Here is a 16146-nt window from a genome sequence, read left to right as displayed (position 1 = left end):
GTTTCGCGTGACAGCTTCGACCTCGACGCACGCATGGAGCCGACTTCCGGGAGAATGTGTTGCATGCTCCATACGCTTTCTCCCCAAAGCCTGCTGCTGGCCCAGACCCTGGTGCGCATGAACACCATCAGCGCCAACAGCAACCTCGAACTGATCGACTTCGCGCAGAGCCACCTCGCGGCCCTGGGCGTCAAGAGCCGCATCACCTACAACGCCGAACGCACCAAGGCGAACCTGTTCGCCACGCTGGGCGAAGGCAAGCCGGCCGGCGTCATCATCTCGGGCCACACCGATACGGTGCCCTGGGACGGGCAGGACTGGAGCGTCGACCCGCTTTCCGCCGTGGTGCAGAACGAGCGCCTCTACGGGCGCGGCTCGGCCGACATGAAGAGCTTCATCGCCATCGCGCTGTCGAACGCGAAGCGCTTCCTGGAAAGCGACGCCCCTTTCGCGGTGCACTTCGCCTTCAGCTACGAGGAAGAGATCGGCTGCTTCGGCGTGAAGGAACTCATCGCCGACATGCGCGACGCCGGCATCAAGCCTGTCGCCTGCATCGTGGGCGAACCCACCAGCATGGTGCCCGCCATCGCGCACAAGGGCGTGTACCGCTACAAGTGCTGCGTGCGCGGCAAGGAGGCGCACTCCTCGCTCACGCCGAAGTCGGTCAACGCCATCGAGATGGCAGCCCGGGTGATCGGCAAGGTGCGCGACATGGCCGAGGGCTTCGAGCGCAGCGAGCCGCGCTACGAGGGCTTCGACGTGCCTTTCAGCACCGCGAGCGTGGGCCAGTTCCACGGCGGCATCGCCGACAACGTGGTGCCGCGCGACGCCGAGTTCCGCTATGAATTCCGCGACCTTCCCACCGCCGATGCCGGGAAGATGCAGGCCGAGGTGGTCGCCTATGCGGGCAGCCTCGAACCCGCGATGAAGAAGGTGGCGCCCGACACAGGCTTCAGCTTCGAGACCATCTGCGAGATTCCGAGCTTCCTCGGCGCGGCCGAGAACCCGATCACCAAGCTGGCACAGCGCCTCTCGGGCGAAGAGCGCACCACGCTGGTGGCCTTCGGCACCGAAGCGGGTCTTTTCAAGAACGCCGGCATCCCCACCGTGGTGTGCGGCCCGGGCAGCATCGAGCAGGCGCACCAGCCCGACGAATTCGTGAGCCTCGAGCAGCTGGCGCGCTGCGAGCTGTTCATGGAGCGCCTTGCGTCCACGCCGAGCATTGGCTGACAGCAGCGACAACGACGACGCATCGCGGCGCATGAAGCGCGTCGCGCTCGGGCTGCTGTGCGGCGCGGCGCTGCTCTACGCAGTGGCGAGCGTGCTGCATGCGCAGCATCCGGCCTGGGGCTACGTGGCGGCCTTCGCCGAGGCCGCGATGGTCGGCGCCATTGCCGACTGGTTCGCTGTGGTGGCGCTGTTCCGCCATCCGCTGGGCCTGCCGATTCCGCACACGGCGATCATCCCGAGCAACAAGGACCGCATCGGCGCCAAGCTCGCGGGCTTCATCTGCGACAACTTCCTGAGCACCGCGCAGGTGCTCGGCAAGCTGCGGCAGTTCGACGCGGCCGGCCGCATCGCGGACTGGCTGGCGCGTCCGGCCAGCGGCGAGAAGCTGGGCGAATGGGGCGTGGCCGCCACGCGCTACGGCCTCACGGCCTTCGACGACGAGCGGGTGCGCGACTTCCTCGGCCGCGCCGCCGCGGCGGGCCTGGAGAAGATCGACCTCTCGCGCCTCACGGGCCAGGCGCTCGACGCCCTCACCGCCGGCGGACGCCACCAGGCGCTGCTCGACGACGTGCTGCAGCAGGTGGCCGATCTGCTCGAAGGCGAGGAGGTGCAGGCGCACATCACCGAGGCCATCGCGCGCGAGATCAAGACGCTGCGCTACGTGGGTCTCGACCAGGTGGCTGCCAAGCTGGCCACGCGCAAGATCGTCGCGGCCGTGGCGCGCACCATCGGCGAGCTGGCGGCCGAGCCCGACCATCCGATGCGCAAGCGCTTCGACCACTTCGTCGACGACTTCGTGGTGCGCCTGAAGCTCGACCCCGAGTTCCAGCAGCGCGGCGAGCAGATCCGCGCCGAGCTCATCGCGCACCCCGCGCTGGGCGACTACCTGCACGGGCTGTGGGGCGAGCTGCTGGCGTGGCTGCACGACGACCTGGGCCGCGGCGACTCGGCCATCCGCCGGCGCATCGCCTCGATGGCCGGCGCACTGGGCACGCGGCTGCAGGGCGACGAGGCCATCCGCCGCTGGATCAACGAGCAGATCGAGGCGGCCGCGCCGCTGGCCATCGAGCGCTACCGCGAGGACATCCGCCGCTACATCGAGGAGCGCGTGGGCGAATGGAACGCGCAGGAGATGACGGTCGAGCTCGAACGCCACATCGGGCGCGACCTGCAGTTCATCCGCATCAACGGCACGCTGGTGGGCGGGCTGGTCGGGCTGCTGATCCACACGGCCACGCAGCTGCTGCGCGGCTGAGTTGGAGCCAAGCGAGCGCGGGTAATCCACAGCGGACGAAAGTCCGCATCGTGTCCCCGGCGGGACTCCGCGGCCCACCTGGCCTCCTAGACTGCTTCGCGCATCAACAAGAGGAGACGCCAACCATGCCCCGTCGAAGCAGTCTCGGCGCCATTGCGCTGACCGCCACCCTCGCCCTGCTGGGCGCCTGCAGCAGCCTCGCGCCGCCATCGGCCACCCGGCCCGCCTCGTGGGCCACGCCCGAAGCGCTGGTCGCCCCGTCGGCCTTCATGGGCGTGCACGGGCTGGCCATCGACGCGAAGGGCCGGCTGCTGGCGGGCTCCGTGCTCGGCAACACGATGTGGGAAGTCGACCGCAACACCGGTGCGGCCAAGGTGTTCATCGACGCGCCCGAAGGCCAGGCGGACGACATCGCCGTCGGCCCGAAGGGCGAACTGGCCTGGACCAACTACCTCATGGGCATGGTGCGCTACCGCGAGAGCGACACCGCCCCCATGCGCGTGCTCGCCAAGGACCTGCCCGGCATCAACTCGCTGGACTTCGACCGCCGCAACGGCAAGCTCTACGCCTCGCAGGTGTTCCTGGGCGACGCGCTGTGGGAGATCGACCGCGAAGGGCAGAAGCCGCCGCGACTCATCAAGAAGGACATGGGCGGCTTCAACGGCTTCGAGGCCGGCCCCGACGGCATGCTCTACGGGCCGCTGTGGTTCAAGGGCCAGGTGGTGAAGATCGATCCGGCGAACGGCAACATGGCCGTGATCGCCGACGGCTTCAAGATCCCGGCGGCAGCCAACCTCGACGGCAAGGGCAACCTCTGGGTGGTCGATGCGCGCAGCGGCGAGCTGGTGCGGGTCGATCTGGCCACCGGCCGCAAGACCGTCGCGAAGCAGCTGAAGCCCTCGCTCGACAACCTCGCCATCGCTCCCGACGGGACGATCTATGTCTCGAACATGGCGAACAACGAGGTGCAGGCCTTCAACCCCGCCACCGGCGAACTGCGCACGCTCACCAGCGGCAAGGTGGCGGCGCCGGCCGGCATGAAGATCGACGGCAACGACCTCTGGGTGGCCGACGTCTTCGGCTTCCGCCAGGTCGACGTGCGCACCGGCGAAGTGCGCGACGTGTTCCGCATGCAGCGCGATCCGGAGCTCGACTACCCGTTCGCGGTCGGCCTCTCGCCCAGGCTCTTCGCGCTGACTTCGTGGTTCACGGGCTCGGTGCAGCTGGTCGACCGGCAGACGCTGAAGACGGTCGACACCCTCCACGGCCTGAAGGCGCCCTTCGACGCCATCCCCATGCCCGACGGCAGCGTGATCTACGCCGAGATCGCCACCGGCAGCATCACGCGCGCCAGCGGGCCGAAGTTTGCCGAAAAGTCAGTGCTCGCCAGCGGCCTGAACGGCCCGGTGCAGATGATCGTCGGCCAGGACGGCGCGCTCTACGTGACCGAGGCGGCCGGCAAGCTGCTGCGCATTCCGCTGGACGCCAGCGCGCCGCTGCGCACCGTTGCCGACGGGCTGGCGCTGCCCGAGGGCGTGGCGCAGACGCCTTGGGGGAGCTTCGTGGTGGCCGAGAGCGCGGCGCGGCGACTGGTCGAAATTGCGCCCGACGGCACGCGCCGCACCGTCGCCGAGAACCTGCCGATCGGCGTGGCGCCGGGCCCCGGACTGCCCCCGCCCTACGTGGTCACGGGCGTCGCCGTGGGCCGCGACGGCACGATCTACATGGCCGCCGATCGCAACAATGCGATATATCTAATCCGTCCCGTAAGGTAGGGTAACAATAAGTGTAAATTGCAGTTTACTTTTAAAAACAAATATTACAGACTGCGCGGGACGTCTTGCGGCGCCCCGTTCGCATCCGGCGGCCGGGGTCTGCGAGACGCTCTTTTTGACCTGAAAGGGACATCGCATGACTCCGCTCGTCGTAGGCCAGATCCTGTCGCCCGAGTACTCCCTGGGCATGGTGGCGCTCTCCTTCCTCATTTCATTCGCGGGCTCGCTGGTGGCCCTCATCTGCGCCGGGCGGATGGTCGGCGCGGATGGCAAGCCGAACCTCGCTGTCGTGGCCTGCGCCGCGGTGGCGCTCGGCGGCATCGGCATCTGGTCGATGCACTTCATCGGCATGCTGGCCTACCGGCTGCCCGTAGCCATTTCGTACAACATGCCGCTCACGGTGGTGTCGCTGGTGGCGGCCATCCTGATCTCGGGCATCGCGCTCTACATGGCCGGCGGACGACGCAGGTTCAGCAAGCCAGGCTGGCTCGCCGGCAGCCTGCTGGCGGGCATCGGCGTGTGCGTGATGCACTACATGGGCATGTTCGCGATGAACATGCGCGCCTCGATGAACTTCGATCTCGCGACGGTCGGGCTGTCGGTGCTGATCGCAGTCACCGCCGCCGGGGCCGCCCTCTGGCTCGCCTTCAACCTGCGCAAGTTCACGCACAAGGTCGCGGCCGCCGCCGTGATGGGCGTGGCGGTCTGCACCATGCATTACGTGGGCATGAGCGCGGCCAGCATGGTCTGCATCGCGGCCGCGCCGACCGACGCGCTGGCCATCGGCGGCAGCTACATGGGCCTCACGGTGTTCGGCACGGCCGGCGCGGTGCTGATCTTCATCTACTGGGTCGTCACGGGCAGCAGCCTCGACGCCCCGGTCGCGGCCCGGCGCGCCCGCGCCGGCTGACCCGGCACCAGCCAGTAAGCGCAAGCGGGCGCCGCGCCCGCGTCCTAGAGTCGGTGCAGAGCGAAAAAAACGATCTGCACAGACTCTCACATGCCAGTCATCGAATCCCGGCTGCAAGCGGCCAGCGACACCTTCCAGGCCAACAGTGCCAGCATGCTGGCGCTCATCGGCCAGGTCCGCGAACACGAGGCGCGCGCCGTCTCGGCCTCGGGCGCATCGGCCGAGCGCTTCGCCAGGCGCGGGCAGCTGCTGCCGCGCGAGCGCATCGCGCTGCTGCTCGACACCGGCGCGCCCTTCCTGCCGCTGGCCTCGCTCGCGGGGCTGGGACAGGACAACCCCGACCTCTCGAAGAGCGTGCCGGGCGGCGGCCTGATCTCCGGCATCGGCTACGTGTCGGGCGTGCGCTGCATGGTCAATGCGTCGGACTCCGGCATCGACGCCGGCGCGCTGCAGCCCATGGGGCTGGACAAGCAGCTGCGCGTGCAGGAAATGGCGCTGGAGAACAGGCTGCCCTACGTGCAGCTCGTGGAAAGCGCCGGCGCCAACCTCATGCAGTACCGCGTGCAAGACTTCGTGCGCGGCGGCAACATCTTCCGCAACCTCGCGCGACTGTCGGCCGCCGGGCTGCCGGTGGTGACGGTGACGCACGGCTCCTCGACTGCCGGCGGCGCCTACCAGACGGGGCTTTCCGACTACATCGTGATGGTGCGCGACCGCACGCGCGCCTTTCTCGCCGGGCCGCCGCTCTTGAAGGCGGCCACCGGCGAGATCGCGACCGAGGAAGAACTGGGAGGCGCCGTGATGCACACCCACGTCTCGGGCCTCGGCGACTACCTCGCGGAGGACGACCGCGACGCCATCCGAATCGCGCGCTCGATCCTCGGCGGCATCGACTGGGCACGCGAGGAAAAACCGCGCACATTCGCTGCGCCGCGCTACGACGCCGAAGAGCTGCTCGGCATCATGCCGACCGACGGGCGGAGGCCGGTGGACATGCGCGAGGTCATCGCGCGCATCGCCGACGGCTCCGAGTTCCTGGAGTTCAGTGAGCACTACGGCAGCGCCACCGTCTGCGGCCACATCCGGCTCGAAGGGCATGCGGTGGGCATCATCACCAACAACGGCCCCATCGACTCCGACGGCGCCACCAAGGCCACGCACTTCATCCAGGCCTGCTGCCAGTCGTGCACGCCCATCGTCTACCTGCAGAACATCACCGGCTACATGGTGGGCCGGGCGCACGAGGAGGCCGGCATCATCAAGCACGGCGCGAAGATGATCCAGGCCGTGACCAACGCCACGGTGCCGCAGATCACGCTGCATTGCGGCGCCTCGTACGGCGCGGGCAACTACGGCATGTGCGGCCGGGGCTTCGCGCCGCGCTTCTGCTTCAGCTGGCCCAACGCGCGCACCGCCGTGATGGGCGGCGAGCAGGCGGCGAAGACCATGGCCATCGTGATGGAAGCAGGCATGGCGCGAAAGGGCGCGGTCGACCAGGCGAAGCTCGACGCGATGCAGCAGCAGATCGTCGAGCGCTTCGACCGGCAGATGAGCGTGTTCACCACCAGCGCACTGCTGCTGGACGACGGCGTGATCGACCCGCGCGACACGCGCGCGGTGCTGGCCGAAGTGCTATCCATCTGTCGCGATGCCGACGCACGCGTGACGCAGCCCATGCAGTTCGGGGTGGCACGTCCATGAGCAGCAACACCAGATTCCACAAGATCCTGATCGCCAACCGCGGCGAGATCGCGATGCGCGTGATGCGCACCGCGCGCACCATGGGCTACCGCACGGTGGCCGTGTACTCCAGCGCCGACGCGAATGCCGAGCACGTTCGGTTCGCCGACGAGTCGGTGCACATCGGCGCGCCGCTGCCCGCGCAGAGCTACCTGAACATCGCCGAGATCATCGAGGCCGCGCGCGCCAGCGGTGCCGACGCGGTGCACCCCGGCTACGGTTTCCTCGCGGAAAACGCCGCTTTCGCCCAGGCCTGCCGCGACGCCGGGCTGGTCTTCATCGGCCCCTCGCCCGAAGCCATTCGCGCGATGGGCGACAAGGCCGGCGCCAAGCGGCTGATGCAGGCCGCGGGCGTGCCGTGCATTCCCGGCTACCAGGGCGAGGACCAGGGCGAACGCACGCTGGCGGCCGAGGCGGCACGCATCGGCTGGCCCGTGATGATCAAGGCCACCGCCGGCGGCGGCGGGCGTGGCATGCGGCTCGTCACCTCGGCCGCGAGCTTCGCCGAGCAGCTGCGCAGCGCGCAGTCGGAAGCGCTCAATGCATTCGGCGACGCCACCGTGATCCTGGAGCGCGCCATCGTCGCGCCGCGCCACGTCGAGGTGCAGGTGTTCGCGGACCGGCACGGCAACGCCATCCACCTCGGCGAGCGCGACTGCTCGGTGCAGCGCAGGCACCAGAAGGTCGTCGAGGAAGCGCCCTCGCCCGCAGTATCGGAAGCGCTGCGCGAACGCATGGGCGCCACTGCCGTTGCCGCGGCGAAGGCCATTGCCTACGAAGGCGCGGGCACGCTCGAATTCCTGCTCGACACCGAAGGCCAGTACTGGTTCATGGAAATGAACACGCGCCTGCAGGTGGAGCACCCGGTGACCGAAGCGGTGACCGGCCTCGATCTCGTCGAGCTGCAATTGCGCGTCGCGGGAGGCGAGCCCCTGCCGCTGACGCAGCAGGACGTGCGCATCTCCGGCCATGCGATCGAGGTGCGCCTGTGCGCCGAAGATCCGCTGCAGGGCTTCATGCCGCAAAGCGGAACGCTGGCGGCATGGCGCCCCTCCGCGGCGCTGCGCACCGAGCACGCACTGCGCGATGGCTCCGAAGTCCCACCCTTCTACGACTCGATGATCGCCAAGCTGGTGGCAAGCGGCCGCACGCGCGAGGACGCACGGCAGCGGCTCATCGCGGGGCTGCAGGACACCGTCGCGCTCGGCATTCCCACCAATCAGCAGCTTCTGCAACGCACGCTGGCGCACGAAGTTTTCGCCAACGGCGATGCAACGACTGCCTTCGTCGGCGATCACCTCGACGCCCTGCTCGCCATCGACAAGGCGGGCGAAACCCGCGCGGCGCTGCTCGCCGCCCTGCTGCTCCAGCTGGGCGAACGCGGCTGGCCCTCGCCGCTGGTGCACACGCTGCCCAACGCCCTGCGCTTCTCGCTCGACGGCACGGTGCACGCGGCCCGCGTGACGCCGCGCGGCGCCAACACCTTCGACATCGCGCTGGACGACAACCAGCCAGTGCAGCTCGCGCTGCTCGCCCTTCCCGGCGACGGCAGCCTCCGCTTCTCGTGCGGCGGCCTGTCCGCGCAGGCTTTCGTCGCACGGCATGACGACCGCGTGTTCTTCCACCACGACGGACAGGCGCACCAGCTGGACAACCTCACGCACGTCGCGGCGGCCCGTGCCGACGGCGGCGATGGCGACGGCCTGCTGCGCGCCTCCATGAACGGCCGCGTGATCGCGCTGCTGGTGGCCGAGGGCGATGCGGTCGCCGCGGGCCAGCCGCTCGTCACGCTCGAAGCGATGAAGATGGAGCATGTGCATTGCGCGCCACGCGCGGGCCGCGTCGCCCTGCATGTCGCGGTGGGTGCGCAGGTGGCGGCACGGCACGTGGTCGCGCAGGTCGCCGAGGCGTGACAGAGACAGCCCTCAAGGACTCCACAAGGTCATTCGCATGAACGCTTCATCCTCCTCCCGCTACCGCTCCGTCTTCGCGCCCGGCCTGTTCGACGGACAGGTCATCGTCGTCACGGGCGGCGGCTCGGGCATCGGCCGCTGCACCGCGCACGAACTCGCCTCGCTCGGGGCGCATGTGGTGCTGGTCGGCCGCAAGCCCGAGAAGCTCGACGCGGTGCGCGCCGAAATCGAAGCCGCCGGCGGCAGGGCCGGCACGCAGGCCTTCGACATCCGGCAGGAAGAAGCCGTGCGCGAAGCCGTCGCGGCCATCGTCGCGGGGCATGGCCGCATCGACGGCCTCGTCAACAACGCGGGCGGCCAGTACATCACGCCGCTGCACGCCATCACCGCCAAGGGCTGGGAGGCGGTGATCCACACCAACCTCACGGGCGGCTTCCTCGTCGCGCGCGAGTGCTTCGTGCAGAGCATGCAGGCCAACGGCGGCGCCATCGTCAACATCGTGGCCGACATCTGGGGCTCCATGCCCAACATGGGCCACAGCGGCGCCGCGCGCGCCGGCATGGTGAGCTTCACCGAGACCGCCGCGCTCGAATGGGCCGCAAGCGGCGTGCGCGTGAACGCTGTCGCACCCGGCTACATCGCGTCGAGCGGCATGGACCACTACCCGCCCGAGGCCGGCGACATGCTGCGCGCCATGCGCAAGACCGTGCCCGCCGGCCGCTTCGGCAACGAGGCAGAGACCTCCGCGGCCATCGCCTTCCTGCTGAGCCCCGCGGCCAGCTTCGTCAGCGGCACCGTGCTGCGCGTGGACGGCGCGCGGCCGCAGGTGCGCATGGGCTGGCCGATGGCGATTCCCGATGCGCAGACTCAGCAGCGCGCGGCGGTGAAGCCCTTCGACGGATTCCACCTGGCGCAGGCGCCGCGCGTGTTCCAGGACAAGTAAAGAACGAACGGAGACCATTTCATGCAGTACACCCACGAACACCTCGAGATCCAGAAGACCCTGCGCCGCTTCATCGACGACGAGATCAACCCGCACGTGGACGAATGGGAGGCTGCCGAGATCTTCCCGGCGCACGAGGTCTTCAAGAAGCTCGGCAACCTCGGCATGCTGGGCCTGAACAAGCCCGAGGCCTTCGGCGGCGCCGGGCTCGACTACTCGTACGCGATGGCCATGGCCGAAGCGCTGGGCCACATTTCCTGCGGCGGCGTGCCGATGGCCATCGGCGTGCAGACCGACATGTGCACGCCCGCGCTCGCACGATTCGGCAACGACGAACTGCGCCGCGAGTTCCTGGCGCCCGCCATCGCGGGCGACATGGTCGGCTGCATCGGCGTGAGCGAGCCCGGGGCGGGCAGCGACGTGGCGGGCCTGAAGAGCCACGCGCGCAAGGACGGCGGCGACTACCTCATCAGCGGCCAGAAGATGTGGATCACCAACAGCCTGCAGGCCGACTGGATGTGCATGCTGGTCAACACCAGCGACGGCCCGGTGCACCGAAACAAATCGCTCGTCATGGTGCCGATGAACCTGCCGGGCATCGAGAAGGCGAAGAAGATCCGCAAGATCGGCATGGATTCGAGCGACACCGGGCTCATCTACTTCGACAACGTGCGCGTGCCGCAGCGCTATCGCATCGGCGAGGAGGGCCAGGGCTTCGTCTACCAGATGCAGCAATTCCAGGAAGAGCGGTTGTGGGCCGCCGCGAGTTCGCTCGAATCGATGGAAGACTGCATCGCGCAGACCATCGAATGGGCGCAGCAGCGGCAGATGTTCGGCGCCACGCTGGCCGACCAGCAGTGGGTGCAGTTCAAGCTCGCCGAGCTCAAGACCGAGGTTGAAGCACTGCGCGCACTCACCTACCGCGCCTGCGACCTGCATGTGAAGGGCGAGGACGTGCTCGAACTCGCGTCGATGGCCAAGCTCAAGACCGGGCGGCTCACGCGGCAGGTGGCCGATACCTGCCTGCAGTTCTGGGGCGGCATGGGCTTCACGCTGGAGAACCGCGTGTCGCGGCTTTATCGCGACGGTCGGCTGGGCTCCATCGGCGGCGGCGCCGACGAGGTGATGCTGGGCATCCTCGCGAAGACGATGGGCATCGCCAAGCGCCCGCCGCGCGGCTGATCGGGAAAGTGCATCGCATGGACGCCGAACTGCGATCCGACCGCGCCGCGCTGGCCGACACGGTGCGGCGCTTCGCCGAAAGCGAGATCGCGCCGCACGTGCAGGCGTGGGACGACGCGGGCGAGTTCCCGCGCACGCTCTATGCGCGTGCCGCAGAACTCGGCCTGCTGGGCCTGGGCTATCCGGAAGAGCTTGGCGGCACACCCGCCTCGTATTCGCTCAAGCTGCCCGCATGGATCGCGCTCGCGCGCCACGGCAGGAGCGGCGGCGTGCTCGCGAGCCTGTTCTCGCACAACATCGGCCTGCCGCCGGTGGTGCTGCATGCGAGCGATGCGGTGCGCCGCGAAGTCGTGCCGCCGGTGCTGCGCGGCGAGAAGATCGCGGCGCTGGCCATCACCGAGCCCGGCGGCGGCTCCGATGTGGCCGCGCTGCGCACGACGGCGCGGCGCGATGGCGACCACTATGTCGTCAACGGTGAGAAGACTTTCATCACTTCCGGCATGCGCGCCGACTGGATCACGGTGGCCCTGCGCACCGGCGAAGGGCGCGGCGCGGGCGGCATATCGATGCTGCTGGTACCGGGCGATGCGCCGGGCCTCACGCGCACGCGGCTTTCGAAGATGGGCTGGCTGTGTTCCGATACCGCCACGCTGCACTTCGACAACGTGCGCGTGCCTGCACGCTACCTGCTGGGCGACGAAGGCGCGGGCTTCCGCATGATCATGGGCAACTTCAACGGCGAGCGCATCGGCCTCGCGGCGGGGGCGCTGGGTTTCTCGCAGGCATGCCTCGACGAGGCGCTGGCTTGGGCGCGCGACCGCAAGACCTTCGGCGCCGCGCTCATCGAGCACCAGGCGGTGCGCCACAAGCTGGTCGACATGCAGATGCGCATTGCATCCACCGAAGCCTGGATCGAGGCGGTGTCGGCCGAGGGCGACGCGCTCGAGGCGGCCGGGCGCTTCAACGCGCCCGAATGGGTCGCGCAGATCTGCATGCTGAAGAACCACGCCACGCAGACCATGCAGTTCTGCGCCGACCAGGCAGTGCAGATACTGGGCGGCATGGGCTTCATGCGCGGCACGGTGAGCGAGCGGATCTACCGCGAGGTCAAGGTGATGATGATCGGCGGCGGGGCCGAGGAAATCATGAAGGAGCTGGCGGCCAGGCAGATGGGCTGGTAGATGGGCCGGTAGGCGCCGGCCCCTTTTCCCGAGGCCGTGGCGGAACGCTGCCGCGCGCCGGGTGTCCAACCATCCAGCGCTTTCGCTGGGTCGCAGGAGACCGACATGCTCTCTCTCACCTCAGGCATCGGCGCCGTCATCCTTGTTCTGCTGGCGGTGCTGCTCTTTTCCGCGATTTGGATCTTCCGGGAGTACGAACGCGGCATCGTGTTCACCCTCGGGCGGTTCTCGAAGGTCTCGGGCCCCGGCCTGGTGCTGGTGATACCCGCCATCCAGCAGGTGGTGCGCGTCGACCTGCGCACCGTGGTGCTCGAAGTGCCCACGCAGGACGTGATCTCGCGCGACAACGTGTCGGTGAAGGTCAGCGCGGTCGTCTACTTCCGCATCGTCGACGCCGAGAAGGCCATCATCCAGGTCAAGGACTTCTTCAACGCCACCAGCCAGCTGGCCCAGACCACCCTGCGCTCGGTGCTGGGCAAGCACCAGCTCGACGACATGCTGGCCGAGCGCGAGCAGCTGAACCTCGACGTGCGCGAGTCGCTCGACACGCAGACAGCCTCGTGGGGCATCAAGGTGTCGAACGTGGAGATCAAGCAGATCGACCTCACCGAATCGATGGTGCGCGCCATCGCGCGGCAGGCCGAGGCGGAACGGGAACGACGCGCCAAGGTGATCCACGCCGAGGGCGAGCTGCAGGCCTCCGAGAAGCTCTCGCAGGCCGCGCGCGTGCTGGCGCAGGAGCCGCAGGCCATCCAGCTGCGCTACCTGGAAACGCTCACGGTGATCGGCGCCGACAAGAACACGACCATCGTGTTTCCGCTGCCGGTGGACCTGCTGGCGAACTTCCTGGGCAAGCGCGCCACATAGCGGCAGCGGCACGAATGCGGAAAACTGTTCTTCACCGGCGCCGCTCGTGGCGTCTGGTATTTCGCGCGCGCCCTGCCTACGATCGGCCGCACGACCCTCGCCATTTTTTCCGACAAGCCCGACTCATGTTCAAGCACATCGTGATGTGGGACCTGCGCGCCGATTCACCGGCGCAGAAGCAGCAGGCCACGCAGCTGCTCAAGCACAAGTTCGAATCGCTGCGCGGGCAGATCCCGGGCCTGCTTCATCTGGAAGTTGGCATCGATTCGAGCCGCGTCGGCTATGCCTGCGACGTGGTGCTCTACAGCGAGTTCGACAGCCAGGCCTCGCTGGACGGCTATGCCACGCATCCGGCGCACCTGCGCGTGCGGGAGGAACTGGGCGATCTGCGGATCGCGCGGCACCAGGTGGATTACGCGGTGGGCTGACCGGACTCCGGTCAGTCGTTCGTCTCGGGAGCGTCTCCGGTCGTGGCAGCCTTCGCAGCCGCCGCCCGCAGCTTGTCCTTCTTGCTCGGCCGCTTGCCCTTGATGCCGCCCGTGCCCGACGCATCGACCAGCGGCGGCGCCACCTCCACCGGCTCGAAGCCCTCGACGCGCTCCCGCGGCAGCCGGAGCCCCTGGCGCTTCTCGATCAGCCGGAAGTGCGCCTCGGTCGATGCGCTCACGAAGCTGATCGCCAATCCGCTCTCGCCCGCGCGGCCCGTGCGGCCGATGCGATGGGTGTAGTCGGTCGGCGAGCGCGGCAGGTCGTAGTTGATGACCACGGGCAGCTGCGCGATGTCGAGGCCGCGCGCCGCGAGGTCGGTGGCGATCACCACGTCCCAGCGGCTCTGCTTGAACTGCGAAAGGATGTCGGTGCGCGTGCGCTGCGCGATGTCGCCGTGGAAGGGCACGGCGTAGATGCCGTTCCTGTAGAGCTTCTCGGCCACGGTCTGCGCGGCATGCTGCGTGGCGACGAAGACCAGCACGCGGTCCCACTCGTTCTCGTGCTGCTTGAGCAGGTGGCGCAGCAGCTGCGTGCGGCGGCTGGCGTCGACCTCGATCACGCGCTGCACGATGTCGGGCGCGGTATCCGGCTCTCCCTGCACGTCGACGACGGCCGGGTCGTGCAGCATGCCGTCGGCCAGTGCCTGGATGGCGCTCGGGAAGGTGGCGGAGAACAGCAGGTTCTGGCGCCGCTTCGGCAGCAGTTCGAGGATGCGGCCGAGCTCCTCCGCGAAGCCGAGGTCGAACAGGCGGTCGGCCTCGTCGAGCACGAGCATGGCCACGGCGTCCAGCCTCAGCGCGTTGTGCTCGACGAGGTCGAGCAGCCGGCCCGGCGTGGCGACGACGATGTCGGCGCCGCCGCGCAGGCTCATCATCTGCGGGTTGATCGACACGCCGCCGAAAGCGACGACGATCTTCAGCCGCTCGGGCAGGTGCTGCGCGAAGCCTTGCATGGTTTCGCCGACCTGGGCCGCGAGTTCGCGGGTGGGCACGAGCACCAGGGCGCGCACGCGACGCGAAGCCTGCGGCCGCTCGGTGGCCAGGCGCTGCAGCAGCGGCAGGGAAAATGCGGCGGTCTTGCCGGAACCGGTCTGCGCCGAGCCCCGCACGTCGCGGCCTTGCAGAATCGCGGGAATGGCCGCGGCCTGGATGGCGGTCGGCGCGGCGTAGCCGCTTCGGGCGGCAGCCTGCACGAGCGCGGGGGCCAGGCCCAGTGAGTCGAATGGCATGTAGGCAGACAGAGAAAAGAAAGACGGATCGGATGTCGACGATGAAACAACAGCAGCAGCGTAAGGAAACCGGCAGCGCCCTGGTGTACTCCACCGAGGCGGGGGGCCGCATGTGCCCCGACTGCGGGGAGCCCATTGCCCAGTGCCGCTGCAAGGAACTCAAGGCGCGCCCGCCGGCCACGGATGGCATTGTCCGCGTATCGCACGAGACCAAGGGGCGCAAAGGCAAGGGCGTGACCGTCATCAAGGGTGTCGCCCTGAACGCCGAGGCCCTCGTGGCGCTCGGCAAGCAGCTGAAGACGGCCTGCGGCACAGGCGGCACGGTGAAGGACGGCGTGATCGAAATCCAGGGCGACCACCGCGAAACGGTGATCGCCGCGCTCGCGAAGCTGGGTCACACGGTCAAGCGCACGGGAGGCTGAGCACGCGATGAACCCCGAAGACCTGCAACGACTGGTTACGCTCGAAATGCCCTTCGGCAAGCACAAGGGCACGCTGATTGCCGATTTGCCCGGAAATTACCTGAACTGGTTTGCACGCGAGGGTTTTCCCTCGGGAGAAATTGGCAGGCTGCTCGCGCTGATGCATGAAATAGACCACAACGGGCTTTCGGATCTGCTCAAACCGTTGCGAAACCGCCCGTCTGTCCGGGGAGTTTCCCCATAACACACAAATTCACCGCGCTTTTTGCAAATCGGGCGGGATAATGCCCGCTACGTGTCAGCGGGCCTTGCGGCTCCCGTGCACGTAATTCGGTGATCGGTCAGTTTCGCGCCACAGCGCATTTTGTTTGTTGTGATTCTGGGACTCCATCGCTTTTTGTTTTTGTTTGGTTTGAATCAGGAGTCCCTCAATGGGCAAGAAACTCTACGTAGGCAACCTCGCCTACTCCGTGCGTGACAACGACCTCGAACAAGCCTTCGGCGAGTTCGGCGCAATCGTTAGCGCCAAGGTCATGATGGAACGTGACACCGGCCGTTCGAAGGGCTTCGGCTTTGTCGAAATGGGCACGGATGCCGAAGCACTCGCAGCCATCGAAGCCATGAACGGCCAACCCCTGCAGGGCCGCGCCCTGACGGTGAACGAAGCCCGTCCGATGGAAGCCCGTCCCCCCCGCACCGGTGGTGGCGGTGGCTACGGCGGCGGTGGTGGCGGCGGCGGCTACGGCGGTGGCCGCAGCGGCGGTGGCGGCTACGGCGGCGACCGCGGCGGCGGTTACGGCGGCGGCGGTGGTGGCTACGGCGGCGGTGGCCGCGGCGGCTACTGAGCCCTTTCCCTCCGGAAGCCTTCGGGCCTCTGAACAAAAAAGCTCCTTCGGGAGCTTTTTTTCATTCCGGAACCGGCAAAGCCCGGGGAGAACCCTTGCACCCCGGTACGCATTTGTTCGTACCGCACTGGTCAGCCAACGGTCAGGCTCGCAGAACGACCCTCGT

15 protein-coding genes are annotated in these 16146 nt (G+C 68.3%); 14 read left to right on the top strand and 1 reads right to left on the bottom strand.

Features of this window, described 5'->3' with window-relative positions:
- Window positions 1-63 precede the first annotated feature (63 nt).
- The 11 genes from argE to EJO71_RS11300 all read left to right on the top strand — a co-directional run bounded on the left by argE (window position 64) and on the right by EJO71_RS11300 (window position 13424).
- On the top strand, window positions 64-1230 hold the full coding sequence (gene argE, locus EJO71_RS11350) for an acetylornithine deacetylase (protein ID WP_125948818.1): 1167 nt from the start codon (window positions 64-66) through the stop codon (window positions 1228-1230).
- A complete protein-coding gene (locus EJO71_RS11345; RefSeq protein ID WP_240651362.1) occupies window positions 1223-2485 on the top strand; it encodes a DUF445 domain-containing protein in 1263 nt (420 codons plus the stop codon). The genes argE and EJO71_RS11345 overlap by 8 nt, the downstream gene beginning before the upstream one ends.
- A gap of 125 nt (window positions 2486-2610) precedes the next feature.
- Window positions 2611-4260, top strand: a complete 1650-nt coding sequence (locus tag EJO71_RS11340; RefSeq protein WP_125948817.1) for a hypothetical protein — start codon at window positions 2611-2613, stop codon at window positions 4258-4260.
- 136 nt (window positions 4261-4396) lie between these two features.
- The gene (locus tag EJO71_RS11335) at window positions 4397-5170 is read left to right on the top strand and encodes an MHYT domain-containing protein (RefSeq protein WP_125948816.1); all 774 of its coding nucleotides are present in this window, start codon (window positions 4397-4399) and stop codon (window positions 5168-5170) included.
- Window positions 5171-5260: 90 nt separating this feature from the next.
- Window positions 5261-6871, top strand: a complete 1611-nt coding sequence (locus EJO71_RS11330; protein ID WP_125948815.1) for an acyl-CoA carboxylase subunit beta — start codon at window positions 5261-5263, stop codon at window positions 6869-6871.
- On the top strand, window positions 6868-8823 hold the full coding sequence (locus EJO71_RS11325; protein ID WP_125948814.1) for an acetyl-CoA carboxylase biotin carboxylase subunit: 1956 nt from the start codon (window positions 6868-6870) through the stop codon (window positions 8821-8823). The genes EJO71_RS11330 and EJO71_RS11325 overlap by 4 nt, the downstream gene beginning before the upstream one ends.
- 37 nt (window positions 8824-8860) lie before the next feature.
- Complete coding sequence (locus tag EJO71_RS11320; RefSeq protein ID WP_125948813.1) at window positions 8861-9766, top strand: SDR family oxidoreductase; 906 nt, start codon at window positions 8861-8863, stop codon at window positions 9764-9766.
- Between the two features lie 21 nt (window positions 9767-9787).
- Window positions 9788-10948, top strand: coding sequence for an acyl-CoA dehydrogenase family protein (locus EJO71_RS11315; RefSeq protein ID WP_125948812.1), 1161 nt, complete (start codon window positions 9788-9790; stop codon window positions 10946-10948).
- Window positions 10949-10965: 17 nt separating this feature from the next.
- Window positions 10966-12129, top strand: a complete 1164-nt coding sequence (locus EJO71_RS11310) for an acyl-CoA dehydrogenase family protein (protein WP_125948811.1) — start codon at window positions 10966-10968, stop codon at window positions 12127-12129.
- A 105-nt stretch (window positions 12130-12234) separates the two neighbouring features.
- Window positions 12235-12996, top strand: coding sequence for a slipin family protein (locus EJO71_RS11305; protein WP_125948810.1), 762 nt, complete (start codon window positions 12235-12237; stop codon window positions 12994-12996).
- Window positions 12997-13121: 125 nt separating this feature from the next.
- Window positions 13122-13424 carry a Dabb family protein gene (locus EJO71_RS11300; RefSeq protein WP_125948809.1) on the top strand — a complete coding sequence of 101 codons (303 nt, stop codon included), beginning with the start codon at window positions 13122-13124 and terminating at the stop codon, window positions 13422-13424.
- Between the two features lie 11 nt (window positions 13425-13435).
- Here the strand turns inward: EJO71_RS11300 and EJO71_RS11295 are convergent, their stop codons facing one another.
- On the bottom strand, window positions 13436-14713 hold the full coding sequence (locus tag EJO71_RS11295) for a DEAD/DEAH box helicase (protein WP_125948808.1): 1278 nt from the start codon (window positions 14711-14713) through the stop codon (window positions 13436-13438).
- Between the two features lie 32 nt (window positions 14714-14745).
- On the opposite strand from EJO71_RS11295, the gene EJO71_RS11290 reads away from it, so the two are divergent.
- The 3 genes from EJO71_RS11290 to EJO71_RS11280 all read left to right on the top strand — a co-directional run bounded on the left by EJO71_RS11290 (window position 14746) and on the right by EJO71_RS11280 (window position 15980).
- The gene (locus tag EJO71_RS11290) at window positions 14746-15135 is read left to right on the top strand and encodes a translation initiation factor Sui1 (RefSeq protein WP_125948807.1); all 390 of its coding nucleotides are present in this window, start codon (window positions 14746-14748) and stop codon (window positions 15133-15135) included.
- A 7-nt stretch (window positions 15136-15142) separates the two neighbouring features.
- Window positions 15143-15379 (top strand): DUF3820 family protein, encoded by a 237-nt coding sequence (locus tag EJO71_RS11285; protein ID WP_125948806.1) that lies wholly within the window; start codon window positions 15143-15145, stop codon window positions 15377-15379.
- Between the two features lie 187 nt (window positions 15380-15566).
- Window positions 15567-15980 (top strand): RNA-binding protein, encoded by a 414-nt coding sequence (locus EJO71_RS11280; protein ID WP_125948805.1) that lies wholly within the window; start codon window positions 15567-15569, stop codon window positions 15978-15980.
- Window positions 15981-16146 lie beyond the last annotated feature (166 nt).

The sequence above is a fragment of the Variovorax sp. 679 genome (genome assembly GCF_003952185.1).
GTDB lineage: Bacteria > Pseudomonadota > Gammaproteobacteria > Burkholderiales > Burkholderiaceae_C > Variovorax.
The sequence above is the reverse complement of the archived record's forward strand: the minus strand, read 5'-3'. Positions and strand labels throughout refer to the sequence as shown.

Bases quoted from the DNA above. Each gene is read 5' to 3' on its own strand.
- argE (WP_125948818.1), top strand. From the start codon at position 64: ATGCTCCATACGCTTTCTCCCCAAAGCCTGCTGCTGGCCCAGACCCTG.
- EJO71_RS11340 (WP_125948817.1), top strand. From the start codon at position 2,611: ATGCCCCGTCGAAGCAGTCTCGGCGCCATTGCGCTGACCGCCACCCTC.
- EJO71_RS11335 (WP_125948816.1), top strand. From the start codon at position 4,397: ATGACTCCGCTCGTCGTAGGCCAGATCCTGTCGCCCGAGTACTCCCTG.
- EJO71_RS11330 (WP_125948815.1), top strand. From the start codon at position 5,261: ATGCCAGTCATCGAATCCCGGCTGCAAGCGGCCAGCGACACCTTCCAG.
- EJO71_RS11325 (WP_125948814.1), top strand. From the start codon at position 6,868: ATGAGCAGCAACACCAGATTCCACAAGATCCTGATCGCCAACCGCGGC.
- EJO71_RS11320 (WP_125948813.1), top strand. From the start codon at position 8,861: ATGAACGCTTCATCCTCCTCCCGCTACCGCTCCGTCTTCGCGCCCGGC.
- EJO71_RS11315 (WP_125948812.1), top strand. From the start codon at position 9,788: ATGCAGTACACCCACGAACACCTCGAGATCCAGAAGACCCTGCGCCGC.
- EJO71_RS11310 (WP_125948811.1), top strand. From the start codon at position 10,966: ATGGACGCCGAACTGCGATCCGACCGCGCCGCGCTGGCCGACACGGTG.
- EJO71_RS11305 (WP_125948810.1), top strand. From the start codon at position 12,235: ATGCTCTCTCTCACCTCAGGCATCGGCGCCGTCATCCTTGTTCTGCTG.
- EJO71_RS11300 (WP_125948809.1), top strand. From the start codon at position 13,122: ATGTTCAAGCACATCGTGATGTGGGACCTGCGCGCCGATTCACCGGCG.
- EJO71_RS11295 (WP_125948808.1), bottom strand. From the start codon at position 14,713: ATGCCATTCGACTCACTGGGCCTGGCCCCCGCGCTCGTGCAGGCTGCC.
- EJO71_RS11290 (WP_125948807.1), top strand. From the start codon at position 14,746: ATGTCGACGATGAAACAACAGCAGCAGCGTAAGGAAACCGGCAGCGCC.
- EJO71_RS11285 (WP_125948806.1), top strand. From the start codon at position 15,143: ATGAACCCCGAAGACCTGCAACGACTGGTTACGCTCGAAATGCCCTTC.
- EJO71_RS11280 (WP_125948805.1), top strand. From the start codon at position 15,567: ATGGGCAAGAAACTCTACGTAGGCAACCTCGCCTACTCCGTGCGTGAC.